This window comes from Roseobacter sp. TSBP12, from assembly GCF_009129705.1.
Classification (GTDB): Bacteria; Pseudomonadota; Alphaproteobacteria; order Rhodobacterales; family Rhodobacteraceae; genus Celeribacter; species Celeribacter baekdonensis_A.
The window spans coordinates 84,528-107,777 of record NZ_PYIB01000062.1 but is presented as its reverse complement, the minus strand read 5'-3'; the positions used below and the strand labels follow the sequence as shown (position 1 = coordinate 107,777).

Sequence of the window (23,250 nt, the reverse complement as noted above, 5' to 3'; positions counted from 1 at the left end):
GGACAACTCTGCAATATCTTTGAGGCTTTTTAGTTTTTTAAGGTCTTTGGACATCATTTACCGCCAAATTGGGTTTTCATCTTTTTGCGCATCGCCTCGGCAAAGCGGATTGAGGCCGCAACCGCACGATAATGTTCGGGCAGAATCTGGTCGCCAATTTCCACCGTCGCATACAAGGCGCGCGCCGTTGGCGGATCGCTGTGAATCGGAATCGCGTTCTCGTTGGCCACTTCGCGAATGCGCGCAGCAATGTCATCCACACCCTTAGCCACGCAAACAGGCGCACCACCTGCCAGACGATCCCATTTCAATGCCACCGCATAGTGAGTCGGGTTCACAACGATCACATCCGCTTTGGGCACATCCGCGAGCATTTGGTTCATCACGATGTCATAGCCTTTTTGGCGCCGCTTCTGTTTGAAATGCGGATCGCCCTCTTGATCCTTTGATTCATCCGTCATTTCTTTGCGCGACATGCGGTGTTTGCGAATATGTTCGGTGTATTGAAACAGAAAATCCACGCCGCCGATCAAAGCAGAAATCACCAAAACAATGGTCATGAACCCAATCACCAGCTTGACCAATGTGGTCGTCACCATGCCGGGCTCAGTGAAACCGTCGCCAAGATTTCTGGAAGTTTTGAATAGAGATAAAACCCAAGCACGATCGAGTAGATCAGCAATTTGAAAAAGCTTTTGGCAAACTCAAACAGACCAGAGCGTCCAAATTTGTTTTTGGCATTCGAAATGGGTGAGATTTTTGAGAGCTTCGGCTCAAGCTTGCTGGGTGCAAAAATCATCGCCCTGGTGGCAAAAACTGTTGTCAGAGCCAAAACCGCCGGAATGGCAAACCATGGTAGCATGTTTCCTCCGATAGAGGTCATCAGGCCCAGCGTCCAGGGGCGCCCCGACCCGTCAAACCACGCCTGTGCATTCAGATCGGCATTTGCCAGTAGCGATTGTAACGTGGTGCCCATGCCTTGAAGACTGCCCGCGCCAAGCCCCATCGCGGCAATAATAAATCCGAAATAGGCGGCGGCCGTGGTCAGGTCGTTTGAGCGGGGAACCTCACCCTTTTTGCGCGCATCATTGAGCCGCTTTTGTGACGGTTCATATTGTTTATCGCTGTCATCATCGCCCTCTGCCATCATGGCCCTCCGAACGGATCAATGAGCAGTTGCGCAAAACCTGAGCGCCACGTTTCAAGTAGGATCGGTGCCGTGGCGAACAGCAACAAAAGACCGCCAAGTGTGATCGCTGGCGCACCGACAAAAGCGACCATCAATTGCGGCATCGCGCGGTTAATCACGCCCAGCGCGACGTTATAGATCAGCGATCCAACGACAAACGGGGCGGCGAGCGTGAAAGAGATCGAGAAGGCTTTCGAGACATGCCCCACCCCCCAGACCATCACATCCTGAGGCGCGACGAAAAGGCCGGGGGGGAAATAGTCGTAGGACAGGATCAACACTTCGGCCACGCGCACATGCAGGCCAAGCATCACCGCCAGCGCCAGTCCAGACACTGACAGCAGATGCCCGATGGCGGGCTGGGCCTCGACGGAACCGCCTCCGAAAATCTGCGACAAGGATGTAGATTGCGCCACCATCGTTCCTGCGATCTGAAGCGCCATCACAAATATCCTGAGCGCCAAACCAAGCAAAAGCCCTGAAATCACTTCGGTCATGACACCTTTTGCCAGGCCCGATGGCATCAACGCCAAGGTTTGAAGTTGTGGCGCAACGGCCGGGAAAACGATCACCGTAAAACAAATGGCCAGAACCAGACGCACACGCTCCGGGATGGAGCGTTCGCCAAAGGCGGGAAGAACGGCCATGACCGCACCAACGCGTAGAAACACCAGAAATGCAACGGCGAACCCTGCCTGGCTCAATCCAATCAGATCGCCAAGCTCTACCGTCATGCGGGCACCAATCCGACGAGGGAGGGCTTGGCATCCGTTCCGATTTCCTCAAACGAATAAACCGGGTTGTGGATGCCTTGCGCAGACAAAACTGTGCGCAGGAACCGCCGACGGCGCGTCGAAGTCACGATACCCGGATAAATTCCCGTTTCACCAGCTTTGGCGATTTTATCCGCCATGGTTTTGGCAAGTTTGTTAAACTCTGCGGGCGGCAATGCAACATCGGTACTCCCGCGCTCTCCCTCGATTTGGTAGGTCGTGAACCGATCTTCCCATTCTGGCGCGAGCTGCAAAAGTGGCAGGGTCCCATCTTCGCGCTTGATCTCAGAAATCAGTTGAAATCCAAGGCGTTGACGAACGTGCTCACAGATAGATTCCGCAGTGGAATGGGCACCGCGAGCTTCGGAAACCGACTCGAGAATCAGCGCCATGTTTCGAATGGACACCCGCTCCTCAAGCAACAGCCGAAGCACGGAGAGCAACAAATCCATCGGAACCCGCTCTGGAATCATGTCATTGAGCAGCTTTTGGTTGGCCTCAGCCCGCCTTGTGTCTGACAGGTTACTCATTTCATCCAGCAACCTGCGCAGAGATTTCATCGTCAAGAGACGTGGGAAATTGCGCTTGATCACTTCGAGGAGATGCGTGGCCAAGACTTCGGTCGCACTCACAACCGTGCATCCCATCAAGGCGGCATCTTCTTTTTTGGACGGATCGATCCAACGCGCAGGCGCACCATATACCGGCTCAGACACGTCTTCACCAAGAGGCAATCCACGTGCGTCACCGTAGACAAGCGCCAAAGCCTGATCTTTGCGCAAGCGGTCACGGGCCTGTTCCACCCCCTGGATTCGAACAACATATGTGCCCGCTGGCAGGGTCGGATCATCGGTCAAACGAATTTCGGGCAGAATGAGACCAAACACGGTGGCAACGTGATTGCGCATATTCACGATACGGGCATCAAGACCTGTCTGTTGGTCAAGAACCATCGCGACAAGATCTGGGGCAAACTCAACATGGATGTCATCAAGATCCAGAATGTCGCCCATGGACTCTGGCTTTTCTGCCTCTGCGCTTGCCTTGACCTCCTGTTTCGTCTGCTCTTTTGCCTCTTCGTCATTCTTGCGCGCCATATAATAAGCGCTTCCAGCCAAGATCGCAGCCCCGCCGATGAAAGGCACAAAAGGCAGGCCAGGAACAAACGCAAAGAGAGTCATCAACACTGCAACGGTATAGAGCGCGGGCGGATATTTACCCAGTTGACGGAAGAGCGCAAGATCGGCAGCGCCGCTTGTCCCTCCCTTTGCGAGAAGAAGCGCGGCGGCAATAGAAATGACAACCGAAGGGATCTGACTGACCAAACCATCTCCAATTGTCAAAATCGCATAGGTTTCAAAGGCTTTCCCAATCGGCATACCATGCACGACCACGCCAATGACCAATCCCATAATGATATTCATAAGGGTGATCAAAAGGCCCGCAACCGCATCACCCTTCACAAATTTCGAAGCCCCATCCAATGAACCAAAAAAGGTGGTTTCAGCCAGTTCCAGTTCGCGGCGGAGTTTGGCTTGTTCATGGGTGATCGCGCCGGCGGAAAGATCGGCATCAATGGCAAGTTGACGTCCGGGCATGCCGTCCAATGCAAACCGAGCGCCCACCTCCGCCATCCGACCAGCACCTTTGGTGATCACCATAAAGTTCACAATCAACAAGACCGTAAAGACAACCAGACCGAGCAAAACCGAACCGCTCATCACAAAGCTTGCAAACCCTTCGATGACATTTCCGGCAGCATTTGTACCGGTATGGCCCTGGCCAATGATGAGCTTTGTGGAGGACACATTGAGTGACAAGCGCAACATCAGACTCGCCAAAAGAACAGTGGGAAAGGCCGAAAAATCCAGCGGTCGTTCAATAAAAAGCGTGACGGTAAAAATCAGGATGGCCAGCGCGAAGCTTGTGGCGAGCCCAAGGTCGAGAATCCATGACGGCACTGGCAAGACCATCATGACGATGACCACCATGAGCGCCAGCGCCAATAAAATTGTGGGTTTAAATATTTCTTTGAGGTTAAAGGTCATCGCGCTGCCTCAAAAAAGTAAAATCCAGTCGAAGAAATTGGGTTGCACGATTTGGGAGGTGTGGTTTGAAGCGTCGTGATTGAGCGCTGTCTGCGACACTCTGGTCTGAAAGAAAATCAGGCGCTTTGGAAATAAACCATACTCTCATTGTCTGCTGCAATTCTTGCTACTGTTTCGACGAGACTATGGTGAACGTGGTTTACAAAGAGTGTACGCGAGCCAAACGTTTCATGTTTTCAGTCAAGAACAGCCTCAAGAACACTGCGCTTGTTGCGACTTAAAGAAAGGATGTCTTGGACAGACGAAAGGCTCGGCGCTCCTGTAGCGTTGCTCTCAGAAATTTGCGGCGTTGCCAGCACGGATGCTGCGAACTGAGCCATTGCAGGTTTTTGAGAACCTTCGAGGCTATTCCAGTCTTCTGCCACAATTGCAAATGCGTCCTTATCAGAACTATCGCCAAATCCTTCAAGTGTTTGAAGCGCTTTTTCGGGCGCATTCATATAAAAATATGCCTTTGCCGCGACATGCCGCGCCTCTTCCCCCGAAAGTTGGGTGGCATATCGAAGAGCCGCGTCGAACTCTCCAACACCTAAAAAAGCCTTGGCCAATATCAGCTTTGCCTCGTCTTCACTCTCACCCGAGTAGAGAGTCATCATCTCCAACGTAGAATCGAAAAAGCCCATACCTACGAGACGTTGTGCTGTTTTGAGACGTGCCGAATCTGTGAGAGCCGCACTGGAAATTTTTGGGAGATTTCCGATCACGACTTTGGAAAAAACCATGTCATTTTTGCTTGAGGTCACTTGTTCCAAAGCCGCAGACATCAAGCTGTCAATAGCCTCCTTGTCAGTGTCGGTCTCCCTGTCTCTATCAAGGGCGCGCCGAAGCGCAATGTCCGCGTCACCAGAATGAATGCGCGCCAGGATTGCCGCGTTTTGGAGTGCAAGGCCTTCCGCGCTGCCACGATACTCTACGGCCATGGCTTCGGCATTCTCCGCAAACTTTCGGTCAATGGTTTCACCAGATATCGCCTTAGTTTCAATCAAGCGCACCAAAGCGTCAGCCGCCATGGGGCCGTCTTGACCGACAATATCTTCAAATGTTGAAATGGCCTTTGCGGTCCCGCCATTTTCGAGTTGTAATTCAGCGTCGAGCAGGTCGAATGCATCGCCATGTTCACCTTCGGCGCGAGCAATCGCATTTTGAATGTATTTCGCGCTCGTCTCATCGTTGATCTCAAGAAATCGCTCTGAGAGAACAGGTCCGAGGTGGCGACGAATATGCAGTGGCAGGGCGGAAAACGTCGCCAAAATACTGTCTTTGTTGTAATCGTCCCAAGCATTCAGGTGCTCTTTGGACATAACAGCCCAAAAGGCTACTTCCCCATCACATCGAAATTGTTGGTCCAGACGCCCTGCGTTGGATGCGTATCCATGATCCATAATGTCAGCGATAGCCCAAAGCACATCGTGCCCTTCAACCGTCACTCCAAAATTGGTTAAAACCGACTTCGCCTCAACACCAAATGTGAGGAAAAGATAATATCTCGCCAGACGTTTGACCCCTTCGGGATCAGGATTGTCGAATTCTCCAATCGCGCCCGCACGAAACATTGAAAGTTGTAGCCCTTGATCCAATGGATCGCCCCAATCCTCAATGGCCACCAGAGTATTCTCAAGACAGATGTTGTCGTATTCATCGCGACGCTCAGACTCGGCAGACCGCAATTGCTCACGATCAATTGAAGACTGAATGCGAACGTGGCTACGATCAGCTTTTGGGAACTCGACTTCGGCCTCCGGGGTCGTTTTCTGAGTCTTGTCCTCTTCATTCAGTGTATGGGATTGGGCCTCTTCGACAATGGTTTCAGTCGGGGTAACATCCGCATCCAGCAATCCTTGAGACACGGCCCGCCCGACCTGTTCAAGCAACTGCAACTGAAGTTCGTCCACGCGTTGATTGCGCTTTTCCGCGTCCCTTTCGTAATCTCCCATGGTTGATAATGGTGGTGGCTCAAAATGATTGTCACCGGCTTGATCGTTGCCAAACACAATCGGGAACTCCAAACCGTCTTGGCCAATTTCCTGACCCACCGTATCCTCTTGCACACCCCCAAGATCATCGCGGCCATCGCCAGAAATCAGCATAGACTCAGCGACATTAACCTCCGCCACACTGGGCATAAGTGTTTGCAATGTTTCATCGGTTTCGGCCCCAGGAGGAGAAGGAAAAGCACTGTCATTCTCCATGACTTGATTTGTCTCAACGGCTGGAATAGGTCGCTCAAATTTTGACTCGGAACTCGGCGCACCATCTTTAATGTCGATGACAATACGCCCTTCCCGAAGTTCAAAAGCATCGGCATGTACAGCACCCGAAACCCGAATGACAAAGCTGGATGGCTCAGTTGAAATGGCTGTTATTCTGGTTCTGGGAATCTTGTCGAAAACAGCTTTCGCATCGAATTCGATGCCTTGCGCAGAGACGCGAAACTCATAATCGTCGCCCTTTCGTCCAAATTCCCAATCCGCAACAGTCGGAAACTGCAGAACAATGCGCGAAAAATCGGCGTGCTCTCCAGACAGGAGAACAACCGACTCCGCCCGCAATGTCAGCGGGAAAAAGAAAATCGCAAGAATGACGGTAAAAACGCGGATCATGCGGCGTCCGATTTGACCTCTTTTAGGGCTTCTTCCAACTCGGAAAAACTTGGTCGGCAATGGCCAGGTGTATTTTGGCGTCCAACCTCGATACAGATATTCGTGGCATGGTTGTGAAGGTTCGCAACAAGCACTTCTCTGATGAGTTGGTAAAAATGTCCGTCTTCCTCGATGACATCCTTCATTTTTGCCGAGAAGGGCCCAACCAGACCATAGGCCAGAAACACCCCCAGGAATGTTCCAACGAGGGCCCCGCCAATCATTTTGCCCAAGATTTCTGGCGGCTGGTCAATGGACGCCATCGTTTTGATAACGCCAAGCACGGCGGCGACGATCCCAAGCGCGGGAAGCCCGTCACCGATCGCCGCCATCGCGTGGGACGAATGAAGGGCGTGATGCAAATTCGCCTCAAGACGCTTTTCAAGTACCTCCTCAACTTGATGCGGATCATCATAGTTCATGGAGGCCGAGCGCAAAGTGTCGCAGATCAGAGCGACCGCTTCTTTGTCACTCAAAATTTTGGGGTATTTCGTAAATATCGAAGAGTTTTCAGGCGCTTCGATATGTTCCTCAAGCCCGACCGGGTTCTGTCTTGCCAGCCGGATCAATTCGAACAAGAGACACAGCAGGTCTTTGTAATCTTCATGCTTCCACTTTGGACCTTTGAAAACTTTCCCCATATCCTTCAGCGTATGTTTGATGCCGGATATGTCATTGGAAATCACAAAAGCCCCCGCAGCGGCACCACCGATCATCATGAACTCAAAGGGCAACGATTTGAGAATAATGCCAAGCTTGCCGCCCGCGGCAATATAGCCGCCGAACACCATGATAAAGATCAGCAAAATTCCAACAATACCGATCATATTTTATGTCCTTAGTCTAGAATCCAGGTGAGATAACCCTGTCACAAACCTCTTAAAAAAGTCTGTCAAATGCATCTTATTCACTTGGGGCATTGGCATTTCTGCCCGCCAAAATGACAGAAATTGTGTAGGCTGTTTCCGGCTTAAGCCCCGCCATCACGGCACCGGCCGCGTCTGGACGCATACGCCCCAAGAAACCCGCAGCAAAATCGGGCGACATCGCCTCAAACAACGCTGCCGCTTCTTTGGGTTTCATCGATTCGTAGACGGTTGTGAGCTTTGCCAAGTCATCCTCAGCCGCAGATTGTGATCGGACCATGGTCGCTTCAAGACGCGCTTCCGCTTGTTCTAAAACGCCCATGCTTTCCAGAACTTCAGCTTTCGCGACATCGATTTCTTTCATTTTTTGAGCGACCAATAGCTCTTTTTCCTTAACACTCTTTTCACGCTTTAGAAGTACCGCAATCAGCGCCTGAGTTTCCTCATCGGTTTGACAAGCAACCGGAGCAGCCGCCCCATGCGATTCTGTTCCCACATCATGCGCTAGATCCGAAACCTCCCGTGCAATTGCAGCCCCGGTGCCCGACGCCAAACGCACCACAGCGGAGGTCAAAAAAACCAACGCGATGATCCAAAGAGCCCCACGCCCTGAGCGAATTTTGCGTTTGGGCGTCTTGCCTTTCGCCTTTGTTTTGGGCGCTTTCATTCTGCGGCCTCCACGCGTGTTCTTTGACTCAAAAACAAGGTTTCGCCTTCAATGTTGCCATCTGCCGAACCAGGCCGCGGAGCAACGGACGAAACCACGGTTGGACCAGCTTTCGGGGCTTCGGGCAAATCATGCATGGAGGCGATCAACAGTTCGAGACGACGCGACACATCCTCAGCGCGCGATGTGAGGTCTTCGAGTTTCACCGCAGACCCCGCCGCTGTTTTTTGTGCTTTAATCAATGTTTTGGTCATATCATCCACCTGAGCGGACAAGACGGCAATCGCGCCACCAACACCTTTTTCAAGATCGGTAAACCGACTGAGCCGGCGAGCAAGAACCGCGCAATACACACCCACGGCGAAGGTCCCGGCGATCATCAAGATATCAGCAATCAGTTCCATATCGGGCTCCTCAATTTACCACGAATTCCATGATGAGAACGTCCTTGATCCGTCCTTCACCCGCAACAATCTGCACCCGCCGCAAGATCTGCGACCGCAACCGCACCAAGGCAGAGGGATTTTCAAGTTCTGACACTTCAACCGCACGAAGATAGCCGTTCAAAATATCGACAACGCGGGGGAGAAGGGTGATCACCTCTTGCTCGTACTGCAAAGGCACTTCCAATTGCGCCTGAAACCGCAGGTGGCGACCGCGCCCGGAGGTATCAATGAGATTGACGATCAAAGGCTCAACAGACACGAAGGCGACGCTTGGCAAAAGCGCAAGTGGTTCCCCCTCCAATGCGCTCAATTGCTCTTCTTCATGCCCCCCTGCAGCGCCGAACAACATGCCTGAATAGACGGCGAAAAATCCCCCGCCGCCCAAAACCAACATCAGGACAACCCCCAGGATCAGGGGGAGTTTCGATTTTTTCTTTGGTTCTTCGTCGAGCTGTTCAGCGTCAGCCATGGGTCCATCCAAAAATTTCTTTCTCGAATCCGTTTTATCCTGAAGTTAGCTAACCGATTGTTAAGGCTCATCAGACATTCCTTAAAACAGACGGGGGCAGAAGCCCGCACATCTAAGGAGTGACGTCTTGCAACAGATCCTCTCTGTTTGGTCCAACCTCGACCCGAAACGCCGGGTGGTTGTCATTGGCGCAACTGTGCTAATGTTCGCCGCGATTCTCGGGCTGTCTCGGATGGTGACCAAACCTTCCATGGCGCTTTTGTATTCCGGGCTCGAATCGAGTGCGGCCGGCGAGGTTGTGCAATCGCTTGAGGCGCAAGGCGTGGCCTATGAGATTCGCGGCGGCGCAATCTTTGTCCCCACGAATGCCCGAGATGAGTTGCGCATGACGCTTGCCTCCGAAGGGCTGCCTGCGAATTCAACCAGCGGATATGAATTGCTTGATTCCCTGTCGGGCTTTGGCACCACGTCACAGATGTTCGACGCGGCATATTGGCGTGCAAAAGAGGGCGAAATCGCGCGCACGATTGTCTCATCGCCACAAATTCGCTCTGCAAGAGTGCTGATCGCCAATCCCTCCTCGCAGCCCTTCAAACGCCAAATCGCGGCCTCGGCCTCCGTCACAATCATCACCACCAGCGGCGCCCTCTCCACGGATCAAGCCAAGGCGTTTCGTTATCTCGTCGCCTCTGCGGTCTCCGGCCTGGCCCCTGAGGACGTGTCGGTGATTGATGGTCGCTCCGGCGTGGTCGTATCAAGCGATGACGCCACAGCAGGGGCATCGTCCAGCACAGACCGCGCCGATGAACTGCGCCAGAATGTTCAGCGCTTGCTTGAGGCGCGCGTGGGCGTGGGCAGAGCCGTGGTTGAAGTGTCGCTCGAAACGGTGACCGATCAAGAATCCATTTTCGAACATCGATTCGACCCGGAAGGCCGCGTGGCCATCAGCTCGGAAACCGAAGAGCGTTCCAATTCTTCGCAGGATTCTGGCAATGGATCTGTGACAGTCGCCTCCAACCTGCCCAATGGGACCAGTGCCGCAGGCGGTGATTCGAGTTCAAACAACAGCGAAACGCGTGAGCGCGTGAACTATGAGGTCTCGGAAACCCGCCGTGAAGTTCAACGTGGTCCAGGCGCGATCAAAAGACTGACGGTTGCTGTCTTGGTTGATGGAATCCGAACAGTTGATCCAAATACGGAGGAAACCATATGGACCCCGCGCAGCGAGGAGGAATTGGCCGCGTTGAGCGCCCTTGTGACCTCCGCCATCGGATTCGATGAGGCTCGTGGCGATCAGATCACGATCAAAACGATGGAGTTCGAACCCCTCCTCATTGCAGGAACAGAGGCGCAGAGTTCACTGATTTCCGGGATCAACGTTGATCTGATGTCGATCATCCAACTTGCGGTTTTGGCGGTTGTTTCGCTGGTTTTGGGTCTATTTGTGCTGCGTCCGATCCTGTCCAAACCCACTGCTTCCGCCCTTCCGGCCCCAACGGACTCCGCTGAGCGAAGCGGAATGGACAATATGCCGGCAACGATTCCCATGCCGGAGATGCCGCGCTCCAATGTGCCCGCGCTCAATGGGGAAATTGATGGCGGCTTTGAATTACCAACCTTGGTGTGGTTTCAGATTTCGACTTTGGCGACGAAGAATTTGGCATTTCCAATGATCCGGTGAAGCGCCTGAAAAGACTGATCGAAGACCGTCAGGACGAAACGGTTGAAATCCTGCGTGGCTGGATGGAAGACACGGAGGAGAACGCCTGATGAAATCTCTTTTCCCGCTGGAAGATTTCGGTGCTACGCCTAAAAAAGCCCCGACCCGGCAGACCGCGCAAACGCCTGCACCTGCGGCTCCCCCTGTCGGACCCACTCCCGAGGAAATCGAAACCAACCGGATGGCCGCCTACGAGCAAGGCTATAAGGCAGGATGGGATGACGCCGCAACGGCAGAAGCCGAAGATCAGGGTCGCATCGGTGCGGAATTTGCCCGTAATCTTCAGGACTTAGGCTTCACATTTCACGAAGCGCGATCGCACATCATGAAGGCTTTGGAACCGCTTTTGTCCGAAATGGTGGCGAAGGTTTTGCCGCAATTGGTGACGGAAACTTTAGGTCAAACAATTTTGGAACATCTTCTCCCAATGGCCGAAGAGGCCTCGGATGCACCGATTCAAATTGTGATCTCTCCCGCATCACGTCCGGCAATTCAGCGCCTCATTGACGAGTCGTTAACCATTCCATTGGAAATCATTGAAGAACCCAGCCTCGCAGACGGGCAGGTCTATCTGCGCATGGGAGAGCTGGAAAAAAGGATCGATATGGATGCGGCGGTCGACAAGATCGGCCAAGCCATCAACGCGGTCTATGCATTGAACGAGGAGGCCATGAAACATGGTTGACGACAGCGACGACACCAATGCGCACCCGTTTTCACAGGTGCCGATTGAAATCATGATCTCCGTCGGAAAGGCGCGGCCTTTGGTCAAGGATTTGCTCAAACTTCAAAGCGACAGTATTCTGGCACTGGACCGCACTGTGGACGACCCCGTCGAACTTTATGTCGGCGACAAGTTGATCGCCCGTGGTGAGTTGCAAGAACTCGACGGTGATCAAGCAGGCCAACTTGCGGTCCGCTTGACCGAAGTGGCCGATCTCAAGAACGGGCTGTGAGGCTCATGCGGCGTTTTCTACTGCCCGCGCTCCTTCTTGGCTTGGCGCTTTATGCAGATACGGCGGTTGCACAGGACATCACCCTCAACCTTGGCGAGGATGGATCCCTTGCCACGCGGTCCATCCAAATCATGCTCTTGGTCACAGTGCTGAGCATTGTGCCCGGCATTGCCGTGACGTTGACCTGTTTCCCGTTCATCGTCACCGTTTTGTCCATCCTGCGCCAGGCGATTGGCCTACAGCAATCACCCCCAAACATGTTGATGGTCAGCCTCGCGATGTTTCTGACCTATTTCGTGATGGAGCCGGTGTTCATGGAAAGCTGGACCAACGGGGTCGAACCTTTTGTGAATGGCCAAGTCGAACTGGAACAGGCCTTCGCCCTTTCCGTCGATCCGTTTCGCGGCTTTATGTCAAACCGGATCGACCCAGATACTTTCTCGCAACTTCAAGAGTTGCGCATGGATTTGGGGGAAATCGACGGCGTCTCCCGCGACGCCCCCTTGTCGCTCTTGGTCCCGTCTTTCCTTTTGTCAGAAATAGAACGCGCCTTTCAAATCGGGTTTTTAATCTTTCTACCCTTCCTGATCATCGACCTCGTTGTCTCGGCAATTTTGATGTCGATGGGGATGATGATGGTGCCGCCTGCCATCGTCTCCTTGCCCTTTAAACTGGCGTTTTTCGTCGTCTCAGACGGATGGGCCCTGATTTCAAGCGCATTGGTGCGCAGCTATTTCTAGCAGATGGAATGCGCCACCTCGACTGCGCGCTCAGGCGAAACTCGACCACCGTTTCGGAAATGCTTGCCTTCATCCACGATTTGCCACGTATTCTCAAAGCAGCCGCTTTCACTGGTAAATGGTGTAAATGTGCTCGGCATTGGCAAAACCCAAGCAATACGTTTGATGAAATTGGGCGCGACCAGCCCCATGACTTTTTGACGATTGCCAGATTTGATACGGTGATCCTTCCAACAATAGGCCACGGTATCGGCGGGCAACCAAACCCCGTCGCATCCAGCGCATGATCGCTTCGCCACTGTACATGGTCTGCCTGTCCCTTTCTGCTCATGCCGCGTGTTCGGCGTCTTGCGCCATCCCCCCGGGGAGGTTATCCCTTGCATATGACAAACTCTCACACCCATGCAAGTCACCCTAAGGTCGTATCCCGGCTGAAACGTGCCGAAGGGCACTTGCGTTCGGTCATTTCAATGATCGAGGACGGGCGGCCCTGTCTGGATGTGGCGCAACAGTTGCAGGCCGTGGAAAGCGCGATCCGAAACGCCAAGCACGCGTTGATCCATGATCACATGGATCACTGTCTGGACGCGGATGACAGCCAGGACCGGACGGAACTCAAAGCCATTTCCCGTTATCTCTAGAGGTTTCAGATGTTCGACATCCTGTCCGACCGCACCTATCGCCACCTGTTCCTTGCACAGGTGGTGGCGCTTTTGGGCACGGGACTGGCCACGGTCGCGCTTGGGCTTTTGGCCTATGATCTGGCGGGCGACGGGGCGGCGATGGTGCTGGGCACAGTATTCACCATCAAGATGGTGGCCTATGTCGGCATCGCGCCTATTGCCGGGGCCTTCGCGGACTGTGTGAACCGCCGTGCCCTTCTGGTCGCACTTGATCTGGTGCGTGGAGCGACAGCGCTTTGCCTGCCCTTCGTGACCGAGATCTGGCAGGTCTATGTCCTCATCTTCCTGCTGCAATCGGCCTCGGCCGCCTTTACGCCGACGTTTCAGGCCACGATCCCCGATGTCTTGCCCGAGGACGCGCGCTATACCCGCGCGCTGTCTCTGTCTCGGCTGGCCTATGATCTGGAAAACATCGTCAGCCCGACGCTTGCCGCGCTTCTTCTGGCAGTGATGAGCTACAACAGCCTCTTCTTTGGCACCGTGGTCGGGTTTACGGCCTCTGCCCTGCTGGTCGTTTCCGTCCTTCTGCCCAGTCCCAAAGCGTCCGAGCCACGCGGCATCTACGACCGCACGACGCGGGGCATCCGCATCTACCTGGCCACGCCGCGCCTGCGCGGGCTTTTGGGGCTGAACCTCGCGGTGTCCAGTGCCGGGGCAATGGTGTTGGTGAACTCGGTGGTTCTTGTCCGGGGGCAGTTGGGGCGAAGTGAAAGCGCGCTGGCCTGGACGATGTTTGCCTTCGGTGCCGGCAGCATGATCGCCGCACTGCTGTTGCCGCGTGCGCTGGATCGCTTGGCGGACAGGCCCGTGATGGTTGCCGGAGCCTGGGCCATGGTTGGAGCGCTTGTTTTCCTCGCACTAGCGATCATGTCAGTTGGCCTTAGCTTGCCACTTTTGTTGGGTATCTGGCTGGTCATCGGCCTTGGCTATTCCACCGTCCAGACCCCCTCGGGCCGATTGCTGCGCCGCTCAGCCCATGCAGAGGACCGACCAGCGGTCTTCGCCGCGCAATTCGCCCTGTCACATGCCTGCTGGCTGGTGACCTACCCACTGTCCGGCTGGCTGATGACGGCTTTCGGGACGGTGCCTGCACTCGTGGCGCTGGCAGCGGTGGCGTCAGTTGGAATGGTGACAGCACTTCGACTTTGGCAAGTCGAGGACCCGGAGATTATTGCACACACCCACGACAACCTGCCACTCGATCACCCGCATCTTCAGGGGCATCGGCATCACGCCCACCCCCTTGTCATCGACGACGCACATCCCCGGTGGGGGTCACAGTTCTGAGAGTAGACGAGACGGAACAATGCGCCGGCCAGATGGACAATAACCTTTATGGGAAACGTCAGTGATCGTGGGGGTTCTGGCCCAATGCCAGTGCCATGTGATGGGCTTGATGGTGCATACCCACGGTCATCAATCCGATAAAGCCAAGGCCCCGAATGCGGGCTGTGTCCGATCCGGTGACGGTCATAATCGCGCCACCTTCGACCTCTTCCGCCTGCATGGCCCATCCTTCCACACCGTTCATTGTGGCCACATGCGCGGGCACCATCGCGCGGATCGAGGCCACGGTGCCCAGATCGGTGGAGGTCACGACAAACCGCGCCCCACGGTCGATCTCTTCTGTCGCAACATCAGCACGCAACGTGACGTTGTCCATGTCGATCAGGTGACGGCGCAGAGCCTCGACATCCACCGTACTCCAGTTTGTCGCGGGATTGGCCATTAGCGCGGCCGTGATTTCTTGAATAGCGGCAAAGGCAGATTGTCCGCCTTCATTCAACTGTGGGGTGTCCTGATGGATGAAATGGCGCGCATGGTTGGTGTCCATTTCGTCCTGCGCAAGAGCAAAGCCGGGCAAGGTTAAAGCTATAAGGGCCAGTGGGATCAATTTCATGGGATGTTCCGCCTTTCCAGTTGCCTCCTTTATTGCAGGCCTGTCATATCCTTCATATGATCATAGTCATGTTGAAGAACTTGGAACCCTTGTTCACCGGATCACGATCCGTTTACCTCGCCGTTGGACAGGTTCTATTTCGCAGCGGCGCACCAGTATCCGAGATGTTTATGGTGAATGCGGGGCACATTCATCTGTGCCGCCATACGGTGCATGGTACGAAAATGGTTCTGCAAAGAGCCATGCCGGGAATGGTCTTGGCTGAGGCGTCGGCCTATTCAGACAGCTACCATTGTGATGCGATTGCGGCGGCAGACAGCATCGTTCAGACATTGCCCAAGTCTGTTTTTCTGTCTGCTTTGGCAGCGGACTCCGACCTTGCCGCGACCTGGGCCGCCACGCTGGCCCGAGGGGTTCAGGCTGCACGGTTCAGGTCAGAAATCCGATCGTTGCCGAAAGTGGCCGACCGGCTGGACGCCTGGCTTGGTGCCGGAAACCATCTGCCCCCAAAAGGCCGATGGCAGGATGTGGCGCATGAATTGAGCGTGACCCGCGAAGCACTCTACCGGGAACTGGCCCGACGCCGGAAAGGGGCGAAAGAATGACCTATGTCTGGTTCATAGTGGCAGCCATAGCTGAGATCGCGGGGTGTTTCGCTGTCTGGGCTTGGGTGCGACTCGACAAATCCGCGCTCTGGCTGATGCCAGGTCTCGCAAGTCTGGCTTTCTTTGCCTGGGCACTGACCCGCACCGAGAGTGACATCGCTGGGCGCACCTATGCGGCTTATGGTGGGATCTATATCGCTGCATCTATGATCTGGATGTGGCTGGTAGAAGGGAACCGGCCAGACCGCTGGGATCTGGCTGGATTGGCTTTCTGTCTGGTCGGGAGCGCGCTGATCCTGCTGCCTCACCGCGGGTAAGCGGTTAGGGTTTATAAGCCGCGTCCTGCTGCCAGCCAGTAAAGCCGGTCTGCATCACCACGACGTTCGACCGCCCCGCCACCCGCAGCGCAAAGGCGGCCTGCGCCGACAGGCTACCGGTATTGCAGAAGAGGATGGTCATGCGGTCCTCGGGGATTTCCTCGATCCGGTCAAGCACTTCTCGCCACTCAATGTTGACGGCACCGGGGATCGTGTCTTCCTCGAACTGGCCCGCATCGCGGGTGTCAACGAAGAGCGCAGTCTCAAAGACGGTTTGATCGAGCTGCTGGGGCAGGATAATGCCGGCTTCGTAATCCGAGAACATCAAGTATTCCTCCATAGCGTCTATGGCCGTATCCTGTGCTAGGGCAGGTGCCGCGTTAAGGCCAAATGCGACAGTCGTCGCCAAGAGTAGGTGCTGCAACTTCATCCGGTTTCTCCTCTTAACCGATTAAAAATAGGGAGCGGGTTCTTTGGTCTGGTTCCGGTAGCGATACCGATCAGGGACGTTTGCGCGGATGGGTTTCCTCCATCCCGATGATCAGCCAGAACCCGGCTTCGAGCATCCCCGACGCATCCACAATCAGCCCCATGGCGAGCGCCCCGATGGCATAGCCAGAATCCCGCCAGAAACGATAGACGCCAAGCGCCGAGCCGCGTCAGGACGGGTGTGGTTACGCCATGTGACGAGGGCAAAGATCGTGGTCATTGCCCCCTGAACAACGCCGAATTCGGTTTCGGCAAGTGCCGGGATGACAGTGCGTTGGACGCCGATGGTCAGGCCGACGAAAAACACCTGCAAAAGCTTTTCCAGAGACGGGCGCAGGTTCTCGCGGATACCATGGGTATATGTCATTCAGCGTCCTTCACGGAGATGAGTGGATCGAGCGCAGGGCCCGAAGCCGGGCCGCGGACGGGCTGGATCAGCATCCGGTCGAGCCAGAGGTCGCGACGCGTGCGGAACTGCTCGATGCCGATCTTCATCTCTTCATGCCCTTTCGCGGGCTGCGCGACATAGGTGCCCAGCAGGCGGTCCCACCATGGCAGGCTGAAGCCATAGTTCGAGTTGGTCTCGCGCGGATCAACGGAATGGTGGACGCGGTGCATGTCAGGCGTCACCACGATAAGACGCAGCACCCTGTCCACCGGACGCGGCAAGTCGATATTGGCATGATTGAACAGAGCCGTTGCGTTCAGGATCACCTCGAACAACAGCACCGCCACGGCAGGCGGGCCAAGGGCGGCGACCACCGCCAGTTTGATCCCCATGGAAATCAGGATTTCCACCGGGTGAAAGCGCAGACCCGTCGTCGCGTCGAAATCCAGGTCGGCATGGTGCATCCGGTGCAGCCGCCAAAGTCCAGGGACGGCATGGAACATGACATGTTGGAGGTAGATCGCCAAGTCGAGCAGAAGCATCGAGACACCAACCGAGACCCAGACAGGCACATCGACGTTGTTCAAGAGCCCCCAACCGCGATCCTGCGCCATCGCGGCAAGGCCAACCGCGAGGATCGGGAAACTGAGCCGCAGAAGGATCGTGTCGACCACCACCAGCGCAAGGTTGTTGGTCCAGCGGATGACGCGCGGGATGTCCCGCCGCCTGCGCGGTGCGGCGATTTCCCATAGCACCATTGCCACCAAAACGCCCAGAAAGACCGCAAGACGAATGGTTGGTTCGGCACTGAGGATAGACTGGGGCATCAGCACGGGCCTCAAGGGTTGCACAGGGCGATGGATTCACTATTATTCAATTGATTGCTTGATTGTTCTAACGTCAGGATGCGACTTGTGTCAACCAGCCCGAAAATTGCCCTTCTCGAAGAATACGCTCTCGTTGCGCGCACCCTCTCCGCCCCGGCGCGGCTGATGCTGCTCGAACAACTGGCGCAGGGAGAGCGTGGGGTAGAGGCGCTTGCAGAAAAGACCGGCCTCACACTCGCTAACTGTTCACAGCATCTGCAGCAGCTCCGGCGGGCGGCGCTGGTGACGAGCCGCCGCGAGGGCAAGGCCGTGATCTATCGGCTGACAGATACGAAGACACTGGACCTGATGGACCTTCTGCGCGTCGTCGCCGAGCGCAACCTCGCACAGGTCGATCAGATTTTGCGGGGACTGTCGGATGGGCAGGACGCACCCGAACCGATCACCAGAGAGGATCTGGCCAGGCGGCTTGCCGAGGGGTCTGTGACTGTACTGGACGTCCGGCCCGCCGACGAATTCGCTGCGGGCCATATTCCGGGGGCACGCAACATGATGCTTGCAGAATTGGAGCGACACCTATCGATGCTCGACCCAAGCACCGAAATCGTGGCCTATTGCCGCGGACCCTATTGTGTCTATGCCCATCAGGCGGTCACCGCCCTGCGCAAGCATGGCTTCAATGCCCGGCGCCTTGAAGGCGGGCTACCGGAATGGCGCGAAGATGGGCGAAAGGTGCGTGTCAACGGAGACTAAACTTGTCATCGGGGACTAACGCCGACAAGCGGCGCGGCCATGGACATTCGCCTGAGCAATGCCTATCTTTCTCGCATGTCAGCCCGTCTTGTGACCCTTTTTTCCATAGTTTTGATCGCCGTGGTCACGATGGTGGCCTCGGCACATGCGGCGCGCATGAATCTGACCACTGGTCCGGATCACGCATCGCATCTGAGTGAGATGATCCATTCGACTGAAATTGGGCAGCCTGCCTGTGGCGAAAAGCACAACTGCGGATCTGCGGACAAGGCAATGTGCAATATGGTTTGCGCGGGCCTGTCGGCCTTTCTGATTCCGAATGGAACGGTGGCCACACACCCTTACAGCGCTGCCACCCATGCCGTCCCCTCCGATGCGAACCACATCGTGAATGTACCAGGATTGAACGAACGTCCTCCTCAGCTCCGTCTCTTCTAACGTCTAAGTGCGTCCAGGCCGAAGCCTGCGGCGTCCTATCGGCATTCAGAACGGGACGGCATGTCCCAAGGAGACGACCATGAACACCTTTTCACGACGCGGTTTTCTTGCCGCAAGTGCTTCGGCAATTGCCGCTGTACAGATGCCCCATTCTGCCATCGCGCAGTCTCTGGTGCCTTTCAAATTGTCCGCCACCACCCGCACACTTGACATTGACGGGCAAGCGGCGACCGTCTTGGGTCTTGCCGGTCCCGGAGGTCAAGGGCTGACACTCAACCCCGGACAAAGGTTCCGGGTCGATCTGACCAACACTCTTGGCGTTGGCACGATCATCCACTGGCACGGCCAGATCCCGCCCAACGTACAGGACGGTGTGCCACACATGCCCATGCCCCTGCTCGCACCGGGCGAGACCCGGTCCTATGACTTCGACGCGCGACCGGGCACACACTGGATGCACAGCCATGTGCCCACACAAGAAATGCAACTGCTCGCCGCACCACTGATTGTCCGCTCGCCCGAGGACCTGACCATCGACCGGCAAGAGGTTGTGATGTTCCTCCATGACTTCTCGTTTAAGACACCTGAAGAGGTTCTCGCGGAAATCAGCCGCGGCCATGCGGGTGGACACGACACAGGACATGGTGTCGATGCCAACCCGTCCCCCACGCAGGGTATGCCGATGCAGGGCATGGATCATCACGCAATCGTCAACATGCCGGGCATGGGCGGGATGATGGGCATGGGCGATATGGCCATGGACCTGAACGATTATAACTGGGACGCTTATCTTGCCAACGACCGGACGCTGTCGGACCCGGACGTGGTGCAGGTCGAGCGGAACGGTCGCATCCGCCTCCGGGTCATCAACGCTTCTGCGGCCACGGTGTTCTGGATCGAAACGGGTGCTGAGCAGGCGCGACTTGTCGCGGTGGACGGGCACGCTATCCAGCCGGTCTCGGGTACACGGTTCGGGCTGGCCATGGGTCAGCGGCTGGACGTTGAGATTGACCTGCCCGCTGGCGGCGGCATGTGGCCGATCCTTGCCCAACGCGAAGGTGCCCGAGAACGCACCGGCCTGATCCTCGCCACGCAGGGGGCGGAAATCCGGCAACTTGACTCTGTCGCAGAGTCCGATGCGCCCGCCTTCGACACCGATCTGGTACAGGAATCGCACCTGATCGCGCTGGACGCCCTGCCGGACCGGGCCGTGGATCGCACTCATATGCTGATGCTCGGCGGTGCGATGCAGCCCTATGTCTGGACGATCAACGGCACCGTCTGGGGCCAACACAGGCCGGTCACTGCGCGCACCGGGGACCGTGTCATGCTGTCGTTCCATAATATGTCGATGATGGGCCACCCGATGCATTTGCATGGCCACGTGTTTCAAGTCATCGGCTTGAATGGACGCGCACATACGGGTGCGTTACGGGATACTGTCTACGTACCACCGATGTCGATGATTGATGTCGCACTCGATGCAGGCGAGGCCGCGCGCTGGATGCTGCATTGCCATCATATGCCGCATCTGGCGACGGGTATGATGACAGAATTTACCGTTTCGGCGTAGATCTGAACTGCGGCGGGGCGTTCGGATCGAGCGCCCCGCGGTCTCGGTCAATGGCGATCAGGTCATCGCATGATCAACACAGGCACATGGCACAAGCGGATCATTTCCGTCGTGGTCGACCCAATAAGGAGAGACCGAATGCGGCTGTGGCCATAAGCCCCCATGACCAGAAGATCATACCCCTCATGCGCCGTCAGTTGCGACAGAACTTTTTCGGGTTCGCCGCTTTGAATGATCGTTTCGGCTTCAATGCCTCCCGCCTTGAGCGTTGAGACAGCGCTGTCCAGCGCTTTCGTCATCTCCGGCGTGTCCTTTCCCGCGAACACAAGCGCAACCTTCAGCCCCACAAAGAGCGGGCTTCGCGCGATAAAATCCACCGCCTTGAGCGAGGAACTTGCGCCATCAAAGGCCACCAGCACCTTTTCGATCTGTTTGAAGGCCCGATTGGCGATGAACACCGGCTTGTGGCTTGCGCGCACGATGCGTTCGAGATTGGAACCGATATGCTCCAGAGCAAGGCCTGCGGTCTCGCCGCGTTTGCCCACCACGATCATGTCGCCGGTTTCGTCCTTGGCTGTCACCGTCTCAACCAGATCACCCTGGCGCAGACGGGTTTCCACCTCGATAACACCATCGCCCGCAATGAGCGCCTTGGCATCTTCGAGAATGGCACGGCCATGCGCATGAGAGAGCTTTGCCCGCGCCGCATCGAGTTCGGAGAGTTGCGCAAGAAGTTCGCTGCGTGCGCCCAGCCGGATTGCCCCGGACAGGTCCTGCTTTTCGACGTCATCGCGCCGATTCATCACGTGATAGAGTTTGACCTTCCACTTGGTCTTGTCCGCAATCCATGCCGCGTGACGACAAACGCTCTCTGAATAGGCAGAGCCGTCGACAAGGGCGATCAGTGTTTTCGTTGTCATGGTCTGGTTCTCCCTCAATGGCCCATCAATTGATCCATCGCGCCCGGCTTGTCATGGACGGCAAGCTTGTCGACGATGGTCTCGGATGCCTCATTGAGGCCAATGATTTCGACCTCTGCACCCTCCCGGCGGAATTTGAGCACGGCCATGTCCAGGGCCGCCACCGAGGAAATATCCCAGATATGGGCACGGCTCACGTCGATCGTCACCTTCTCCGGCGCTTCCTTGAAATCGAAGGCCTTCATGAAATCCTCAGAGGACGCAAAGAACAGTTGGCCCTCGATGGTATAGGTGCGGTGGCTGCCGTCCGGTGTGACCTCGCTGCGGACGCGGAACAGTTGCGCAATTTTCCAGGCAAAGAAGATGCCCGAAAGCAGAACGCCCACAAGAACACCGATGGCGAGGTTATGAGTGTAAACCACGAAAAACACCGTTGCCAGCATCACGATGGACGAGGATTTCGGATGCTCGCTCAGGTTCTTGATAGACGACCATGAGAACGTCCCGATTGAGACCATGATCATGATGGCAACAAGGGCTGCCATCGGGATCATCGCCACGATATCGCCAAGCGCCACAACCATGATCAAAAGGAAGACACCCGCGGCAAAGGCCGAAAGCCGCCCGCGACCGCCGGATTTCACGTTGATGACCGACTGGCCGATCATGGCACAGCCCGCCATGCCGCCGATAAAGCCGGTGGCGGTGTTGGCGATGCCCTGCCCGATGCACTCCTGATTGCGATCCGAGGGTGTGTCGGTCAAATCATCGACGATCTGCTGTGTCATCAGACTTTCCAGAAGCCCGACAATAGCGACCGCGACGGAGTAGGGAAAGATGATCGACAGCGTCTCGAAAGTGAGCGGAATATCCGGGATCAGGAACACCGGCAGCGTGTCGGGCAGCGCACCCATGTCACCGACAGTGCGCACATCCCAGCCCATCACAAGGGTCAAAATCGTCAGCACCACGATGGTGACCAACGGCGAGGGAATGGCCTTGGTGATCCGCGGGAACAGATAGATAATGGCAAGGCCGCCAGCCACCAACGCATAGGTCAGCATCGGCACTTTCGCCGGGTCAAGTTCCGGCAATTGCGCCATGAAAATCAGGATGGCCAAGGCATTCACAAAACCCGTCATGACGGATTTCGACACGAAACGCATGACATAGCCCAGCTTCAACACCCCCGCGCCGATTTGCAAAAGCCCCGCCAGCACAGTGGCCGCGAGCAGGTATTCCAGCCCATAATCACGCACAAGCGTCACCATGAGAACGGCCGTCGCAGCGGTCGCGGCCGAAATCATACCCGGCCGCCCGCCAGTGATCGCAACGATCACCGCGATGGAGAATGAGGCGTATAAGCCAATTTTGGGGTCCACGCCCGCGATGATGGAAAAGGCGATCGCTTCGGGGATGAGGGCAAGAGCCACCACGAGTCCAGAGAGAAGATCACCGCGAATGTTATGCGTCCACTGACGCTTGTATTGAGAAAGAGAGATCATGAACAGTTCTGTATCCATAGGCCGCCAGCCAATTCCAGCGGTCTTTGTTAATGTCATCTGTTGATGGGTTATCCGGCGGATAGGCGGCCGGAGGAGCCAGCCGGGAATTTCACCCGGCTCCATGTTCGTTGGAAGCCGAGTATCAGAGTTCACGCAAATGTCCAACGCCTCTATGACAATCAACAAGGCAAATCTCAGCAACGGATGCATTTAATGCAAGACTTGCACAGTTTGAGGTCAGGCCGCGGAGCGAAAATATGACGATAGCAGCGCCGTAAA

The 23,250-nt window shown here is 55.8% G+C and carries 24 protein-coding genes, 2 pseudogenes and 1 other annotated feature; of the genes and pseudogenes, 12 read left to right on the top strand and 14 right to left on the bottom strand.

Going from position 1 to position 23,250, the window contains the following annotated elements; genetic code table 11:
- Nucleotides 1–53 precede the first annotated feature (53 nt).
- From C8029_RS18915 to C8029_RS18880, 8 genes and pseudogenes are all read right to left on the bottom strand, one after another.
- Nucleotides 54–1,147, bottom strand: a pseudogene (locus tag C8029_RS18915) (EscU/YscU/HrcU family type III secretion system export apparatus switch protein).
- The gene (locus C8029_RS18910; RefSeq protein ID WP_009570531.1) at nucleotides 1,147–1,923 is read right to left on the bottom strand and encodes a flagellar biosynthetic protein FliR; all 777 of its coding nucleotides are present in this window, start codon (nucleotides 1,921–1,923) and stop codon (nucleotides 1,147–1,149) included. The pseudogene C8029_RS18915 and the gene C8029_RS18910 overlap by 1 nt, the downstream one beginning before the upstream one ends.
- The gene (gene flhA, locus C8029_RS18905; RefSeq protein ID WP_152003510.1) at nucleotides 1,920–4,010 is read right to left on the bottom strand and encodes a flagellar biosynthesis protein FlhA; all 2,091 of its coding nucleotides are present in this window, start codon (nucleotides 4,008–4,010) and stop codon (nucleotides 1,920–1,922) included. The genes C8029_RS18910 and flhA overlap by 4 nt, the downstream gene beginning before the upstream one ends.
- A 236-nt stretch (nucleotides 4,011–4,246) precedes the next feature.
- The gene (locus tag C8029_RS18900) at nucleotides 4,247–6,670 is read right to left on the bottom strand and encodes a hypothetical protein (RefSeq protein WP_152003509.1); all 2,424 of its coding nucleotides are present in this window, start codon (nucleotides 6,668–6,670) and stop codon (nucleotides 4,247–4,249) included.
- Complete coding sequence (motA, locus tag C8029_RS18895) at nucleotides 6,667–7,536, bottom strand: flagellar motor stator protein MotA (RefSeq protein WP_074643855.1); 870 nt, start codon at nucleotides 7,534–7,536, stop codon at nucleotides 6,667–6,669. The genes C8029_RS18900 and motA overlap by 4 nt, the downstream gene beginning before the upstream one ends.
- A 76-nt stretch (nucleotides 7,537–7,612) precedes the next feature.
- The gene (locus tag C8029_RS18890; RefSeq protein ID WP_009570527.1) at nucleotides 7,613–8,242 is read right to left on the bottom strand and encodes a MotE family protein; all 630 of its coding nucleotides are present in this window, start codon (nucleotides 8,240–8,242) and stop codon (nucleotides 7,613–7,615) included.
- Nucleotides 8,239–8,646 (bottom strand): hypothetical protein, encoded by a 408-nt coding sequence (locus C8029_RS18885; protein WP_009570526.1) that lies wholly within the window; start codon nucleotides 8,644–8,646, stop codon nucleotides 8,239–8,241. Before C8029_RS18885 ends, C8029_RS18890 begins: the two co-directional genes overlap by 4 nt.
- Before the next feature lie 10 nt (nucleotides 8,647–8,656).
- A complete protein-coding gene (locus C8029_RS18880) occupies nucleotides 8,657–9,157 on the bottom strand; it encodes a flagellar basal body-associated FliL family protein (protein ID WP_009570525.1) in 501 nt (166 codons plus the stop codon).
- Between the two features lie 127 nt (nucleotides 9,158–9,284).
- Here C8029_RS18880 and fliF point away from each other — a divergent pair.
- The 7 genes and pseudogenes from fliF to C8029_RS18845 all read left to right on the top strand — a co-directional run bounded on the left by fliF (nucleotide 9,285) and on the right by C8029_RS18845 (nucleotide 14,543).
- Nucleotides 9,285–10,927: pseudogene (gene fliF / locus C8029_RS18875) on the top strand (flagellar basal-body MS-ring/collar protein FliF).
- Complete coding sequence (locus C8029_RS18870; RefSeq protein ID WP_009570523.1) at nucleotides 10,927–11,562, top strand: FliH/SctL family protein; 636 nt, start codon at nucleotides 10,927–10,929, stop codon at nucleotides 11,560–11,562. Before fliF ends, C8029_RS18870 begins: the two are co-directional and overlap by 1 nt.
- Nucleotides 11,555–11,833: a FliM/FliN family flagellar motor switch protein gene (locus C8029_RS18865; RefSeq protein WP_009570522.1), complete on the top strand. Its 279-nt coding sequence runs from the start codon at nucleotides 11,555–11,557 to the stop codon at nucleotides 11,831–11,833. The genes C8029_RS18870 and C8029_RS18865 overlap by 8 nt, the downstream gene beginning before the upstream one ends.
- Nucleotides 11,834–11,838: 5 nt before the next feature.
- Nucleotides 11,839–12,573: a flagellar type III secretion system pore protein FliP gene (fliP, locus tag C8029_RS18860; protein WP_152003508.1), complete on the top strand. Its 735-nt coding sequence runs from the start codon at nucleotides 11,839–11,841 to the stop codon at nucleotides 12,571–12,573.
- Between the two features lie 8 nt (nucleotides 12,574–12,581).
- A complete protein-coding gene (locus C8029_RS18855) occupies nucleotides 12,582–12,860 on the top strand; it encodes a hypothetical protein (RefSeq protein WP_152003507.1) in 279 nt (92 codons plus the stop codon).
- Nucleotides 12,861–12,956: 96 nt separating this feature from the next.
- Nucleotides 12,957–13,214 (top strand): metal-sensing transcriptional repressor, encoded by a 258-nt coding sequence (locus C8029_RS18850; protein ID WP_152003506.1) that lies wholly within the window; start codon nucleotides 12,957–12,959, stop codon nucleotides 13,212–13,214.
- Nucleotides 13,215–13,223: 9 nt separating this feature from the next.
- Entirely contained in the window at nucleotides 13,224–14,543 is a 1,320-nt protein-coding gene (locus tag C8029_RS18845) for an MFS transporter (protein ID WP_152003505.1), read from the top strand.
- 58 nt (nucleotides 14,544–14,601) lie between these two features.
- Here the strand turns inward: C8029_RS18845 and C8029_RS18840 are convergent, their stop codons facing one another.
- A complete protein-coding gene (locus tag C8029_RS18840) occupies nucleotides 14,602–15,156 on the bottom strand; it encodes a hypothetical protein (protein WP_152003504.1) in 555 nt (184 codons plus the stop codon).
- A gap of 68 nt (nucleotides 15,157–15,224) precedes the next feature.
- Here C8029_RS18840 and C8029_RS18835 point away from each other — a divergent pair, with 68 nt between their 5' ends.
- Both C8029_RS18835 and C8029_RS18830 read left to right on the top strand, forming a co-directional pair.
- Nucleotides 15,225–15,761, top strand: a complete 537-nt coding sequence (locus C8029_RS18835; protein ID WP_157789778.1) for a Crp/Fnr family transcriptional regulator — start codon at nucleotides 15,225–15,227, stop codon at nucleotides 15,759–15,761.
- A complete protein-coding gene (locus C8029_RS18830) occupies nucleotides 15,758–16,078 on the top strand; it encodes a YnfA family protein (RefSeq protein WP_009570516.1) in 321 nt (106 codons plus the stop codon). Before C8029_RS18835 ends, C8029_RS18830 begins: the two co-directional genes overlap by 4 nt.
- Nucleotides 16,079–16,082: 4 nt before the next feature.
- On the opposite strand, the gene C8029_RS18825 is transcribed toward C8029_RS18830, so the two are convergent.
- From C8029_RS18825 to C8029_RS18815, 3 genes are all read right to left on the bottom strand, one after another.
- Nucleotides 16,083–16,403 carry a rhodanese-like domain-containing protein gene (locus tag C8029_RS18825; RefSeq protein WP_198430588.1) on the bottom strand — a complete coding sequence of 107 codons (321 nt, stop codon included), beginning with the start codon at nucleotides 16,401–16,403 and terminating at the stop codon, nucleotides 16,083–16,085.
- A gap of 258 nt (nucleotides 16,404–16,661) precedes the next feature.
- Nucleotides 16,662–16,934, bottom strand: a complete 273-nt coding sequence (locus C8029_RS22560) for a hypothetical protein (RefSeq protein ID WP_226946398.1) — start codon at nucleotides 16,932–16,934, stop codon at nucleotides 16,662–16,664.
- The gene (locus tag C8029_RS18815) at nucleotides 16,931–17,782 is read right to left on the bottom strand and encodes a sterol desaturase family protein (RefSeq protein ID WP_152003503.1); all 852 of its coding nucleotides are present in this window, start codon (nucleotides 17,780–17,782) and stop codon (nucleotides 16,931–16,933) included. The genes C8029_RS22560 and C8029_RS18815 overlap by 4 nt, the downstream gene beginning before the upstream one ends.
- Before the next feature lie 87 nt (nucleotides 17,783–17,869).
- Here C8029_RS18815 and C8029_RS18810 point away from each other — a divergent pair, with 87 nt between their 5' ends.
- The 3 genes from C8029_RS18810 to C8029_RS18800 all read left to right on the top strand — a co-directional run bounded on the left by C8029_RS18810 (nucleotide 17,870) and on the right by C8029_RS18800 (nucleotide 20,546).
- Nucleotides 17,870–18,535: an ArsR/SmtB family transcription factor gene (locus tag C8029_RS18810; RefSeq protein WP_152003502.1), complete on the top strand. Its 666-nt coding sequence runs from the start codon at nucleotides 17,870–17,872 to the stop codon at nucleotides 18,533–18,535.
- Between the two features lie 39 nt (nucleotides 18,536–18,574).
- The gene (locus C8029_RS18805) at nucleotides 18,575–18,973 is read left to right on the top strand and encodes a hypothetical protein (RefSeq protein WP_152003501.1); all 399 of its coding nucleotides are present in this window, start codon (nucleotides 18,575–18,577) and stop codon (nucleotides 18,971–18,973) included.
- A 79-nt stretch (nucleotides 18,974–19,052) separates the two neighbouring features.
- Nucleotides 19,053–20,546, top strand: a complete 1,494-nt coding sequence (locus C8029_RS18800) for a multicopper oxidase family protein (RefSeq protein ID WP_009570510.1) — start codon at nucleotides 19,053–19,055, stop codon at nucleotides 20,544–20,546.
- Between the two features lie 62 nt (nucleotides 20,547–20,608).
- Here C8029_RS18800 and C8029_RS18795 read toward each other — a convergent pair whose 3' ends face one another.
- Both C8029_RS18795 and C8029_RS18790 read right to left on the bottom strand, forming a co-directional pair.
- Nucleotides 20,609–21,466, bottom strand: coding sequence for a universal stress protein (locus C8029_RS18795; RefSeq protein WP_009570509.1), 858 nt, complete (start codon nucleotides 21,464–21,466; stop codon nucleotides 20,609–20,611).
- Nucleotides 21,467–21,480: 14 nt separating this feature from the next.
- Nucleotides 21,481–22,971: a SulP family inorganic anion transporter gene (locus tag C8029_RS18790; RefSeq protein WP_009570508.1), complete on the bottom strand. Its 1,491-nt coding sequence runs from the start codon at nucleotides 22,969–22,971 to the stop codon at nucleotides 21,481–21,483.
- A 66-nt stretch (nucleotides 22,972–23,037) separates the two neighbouring features.
- Nucleotides 23,038–23,095: a sequence feature (sul1 is cis-regulatory element that is thought to sense ions involved in sulfur or methionine metabolism; They are found in Alphaproteobacteria), on the bottom strand.
- Nucleotides 23,096–23,250 lie beyond the last annotated feature (155 nt).

Coding starts and splice junctions, on each gene's coding strand:
- C8029_RS18830 (WP_009570516.1), top strand. CDS start 15,758: ATGACCTATGTCTGGTTCATAGTGGCAGCCATAGCTGAGATCGCGGGG.
- C8029_RS18805 (WP_152003501.1), top strand. CDS start 18,575: ATGGACATTCGCCTGAGCAATGCCTATCTTTCTCGCATGTCAGCCCGT.
- C8029_RS18825 (WP_198430588.1), bottom strand. CDS start 16,403: ATGTTCTCGGATTACGAAGCCGGCATTATCCTGCCCCAGCAGCTCGAT.
- C8029_RS18790 (WP_009570508.1), bottom strand. CDS start 22,971: ATGATCTCTCTTTCTCAATACAAGCGTCAGTGGACGCATAACATTCGC.
- C8029_RS18865 (WP_009570522.1), top strand. CDS start 11,555: ATGGTTGACGACAGCGACGACACCAATGCGCACCCGTTTTCACAGGTG.
- flhA (WP_152003510.1), bottom strand. CDS start 4,010: ATGACCTTTAACCTCAAAGAAATATTTAAACCCACAATTTTATTGGCG.
- C8029_RS18835 (WP_157789778.1), top strand. CDS start 15,225: ATGTTGAAGAACTTGGAACCCTTGTTCACCGGATCACGATCCGTTTAC.
- C8029_RS18855 (WP_152003507.1), top strand. CDS start 12,582: ATGCGCCACCTCGACTGCGCGCTCAGGCGAAACTCGACCACCGTTTCG.
- C8029_RS18900 (WP_152003509.1), bottom strand. CDS start 6,670: ATGATCCGCGTTTTTACCGTCATTCTTGCGATTTTCTTTTTCCCGCTG.
- C8029_RS18890 (WP_009570527.1), bottom strand. CDS start 8,242: ATGAAAGCGCCCAAAACAAAGGCGAAAGGCAAGACGCCCAAACGCAAA.
- C8029_RS18850 (WP_152003506.1), top strand. CDS start 12,957: ATGACAAACTCTCACACCCATGCAAGTCACCCTAAGGTCGTATCCCGG.
- C8029_RS18880 (WP_009570525.1), bottom strand. CDS start 9,157: ATGGCTGACGCTGAACAGCTCGACGAAGAACCAAAGAAAAAATCGAAA.
- C8029_RS18885 (WP_009570526.1), bottom strand. CDS start 8,646: ATGGAACTGATTGCTGATATCTTGATGATCGCCGGGACCTTCGCCGTG.
- C8029_RS18840 (WP_152003504.1), bottom strand. CDS start 15,156: ATGAAATTGATCCCACTGGCCCTTATAGCTTTAACCTTGCCCGGCTTT.
- C8029_RS18870 (WP_009570523.1), top strand. CDS start 10,927: ATGAAATCTCTTTTCCCGCTGGAAGATTTCGGTGCTACGCCTAAAAAA.
- C8029_RS18845 (WP_152003505.1), top strand. CDS start 13,224: ATGTTCGACATCCTGTCCGACCGCACCTATCGCCACCTGTTCCTTGCA.
- C8029_RS18800 (WP_009570510.1), top strand. CDS start 19,053: ATGAACACCTTTTCACGACGCGGTTTTCTTGCCGCAAGTGCTTCGGCA.
- C8029_RS22560 (WP_226946398.1), bottom strand. CDS start 16,934: ATGACATATACCCATGGTATCCGCGAGAACCTGCGCCCGTCTCTGGAA.
- C8029_RS18910 (WP_009570531.1), bottom strand. CDS start 1,923: ATGACGGTAGAGCTTGGCGATCTGATTGGATTGAGCCAGGCAGGGTTC.
- C8029_RS18795 (WP_009570509.1), bottom strand. CDS start 21,466: ATGACAACGAAAACACTGATCGCCCTTGTCGACGGCTCTGCCTATTCA.
- C8029_RS18815 (WP_152003503.1), bottom strand. CDS start 17,782: ATGCCCCAGTCTATCCTCAGTGCCGAACCAACCATTCGTCTTGCGGTC.
- fliP (WP_152003508.1), top strand. CDS start 11,839: ATGCGGCGTTTTCTACTGCCCGCGCTCCTTCTTGGCTTGGCGCTTTAT.
- motA (WP_074643855.1), bottom strand. CDS start 7,536: ATGATCGGTATTGTTGGAATTTTGCTGATCTTTATCATGGTGTTCGGC.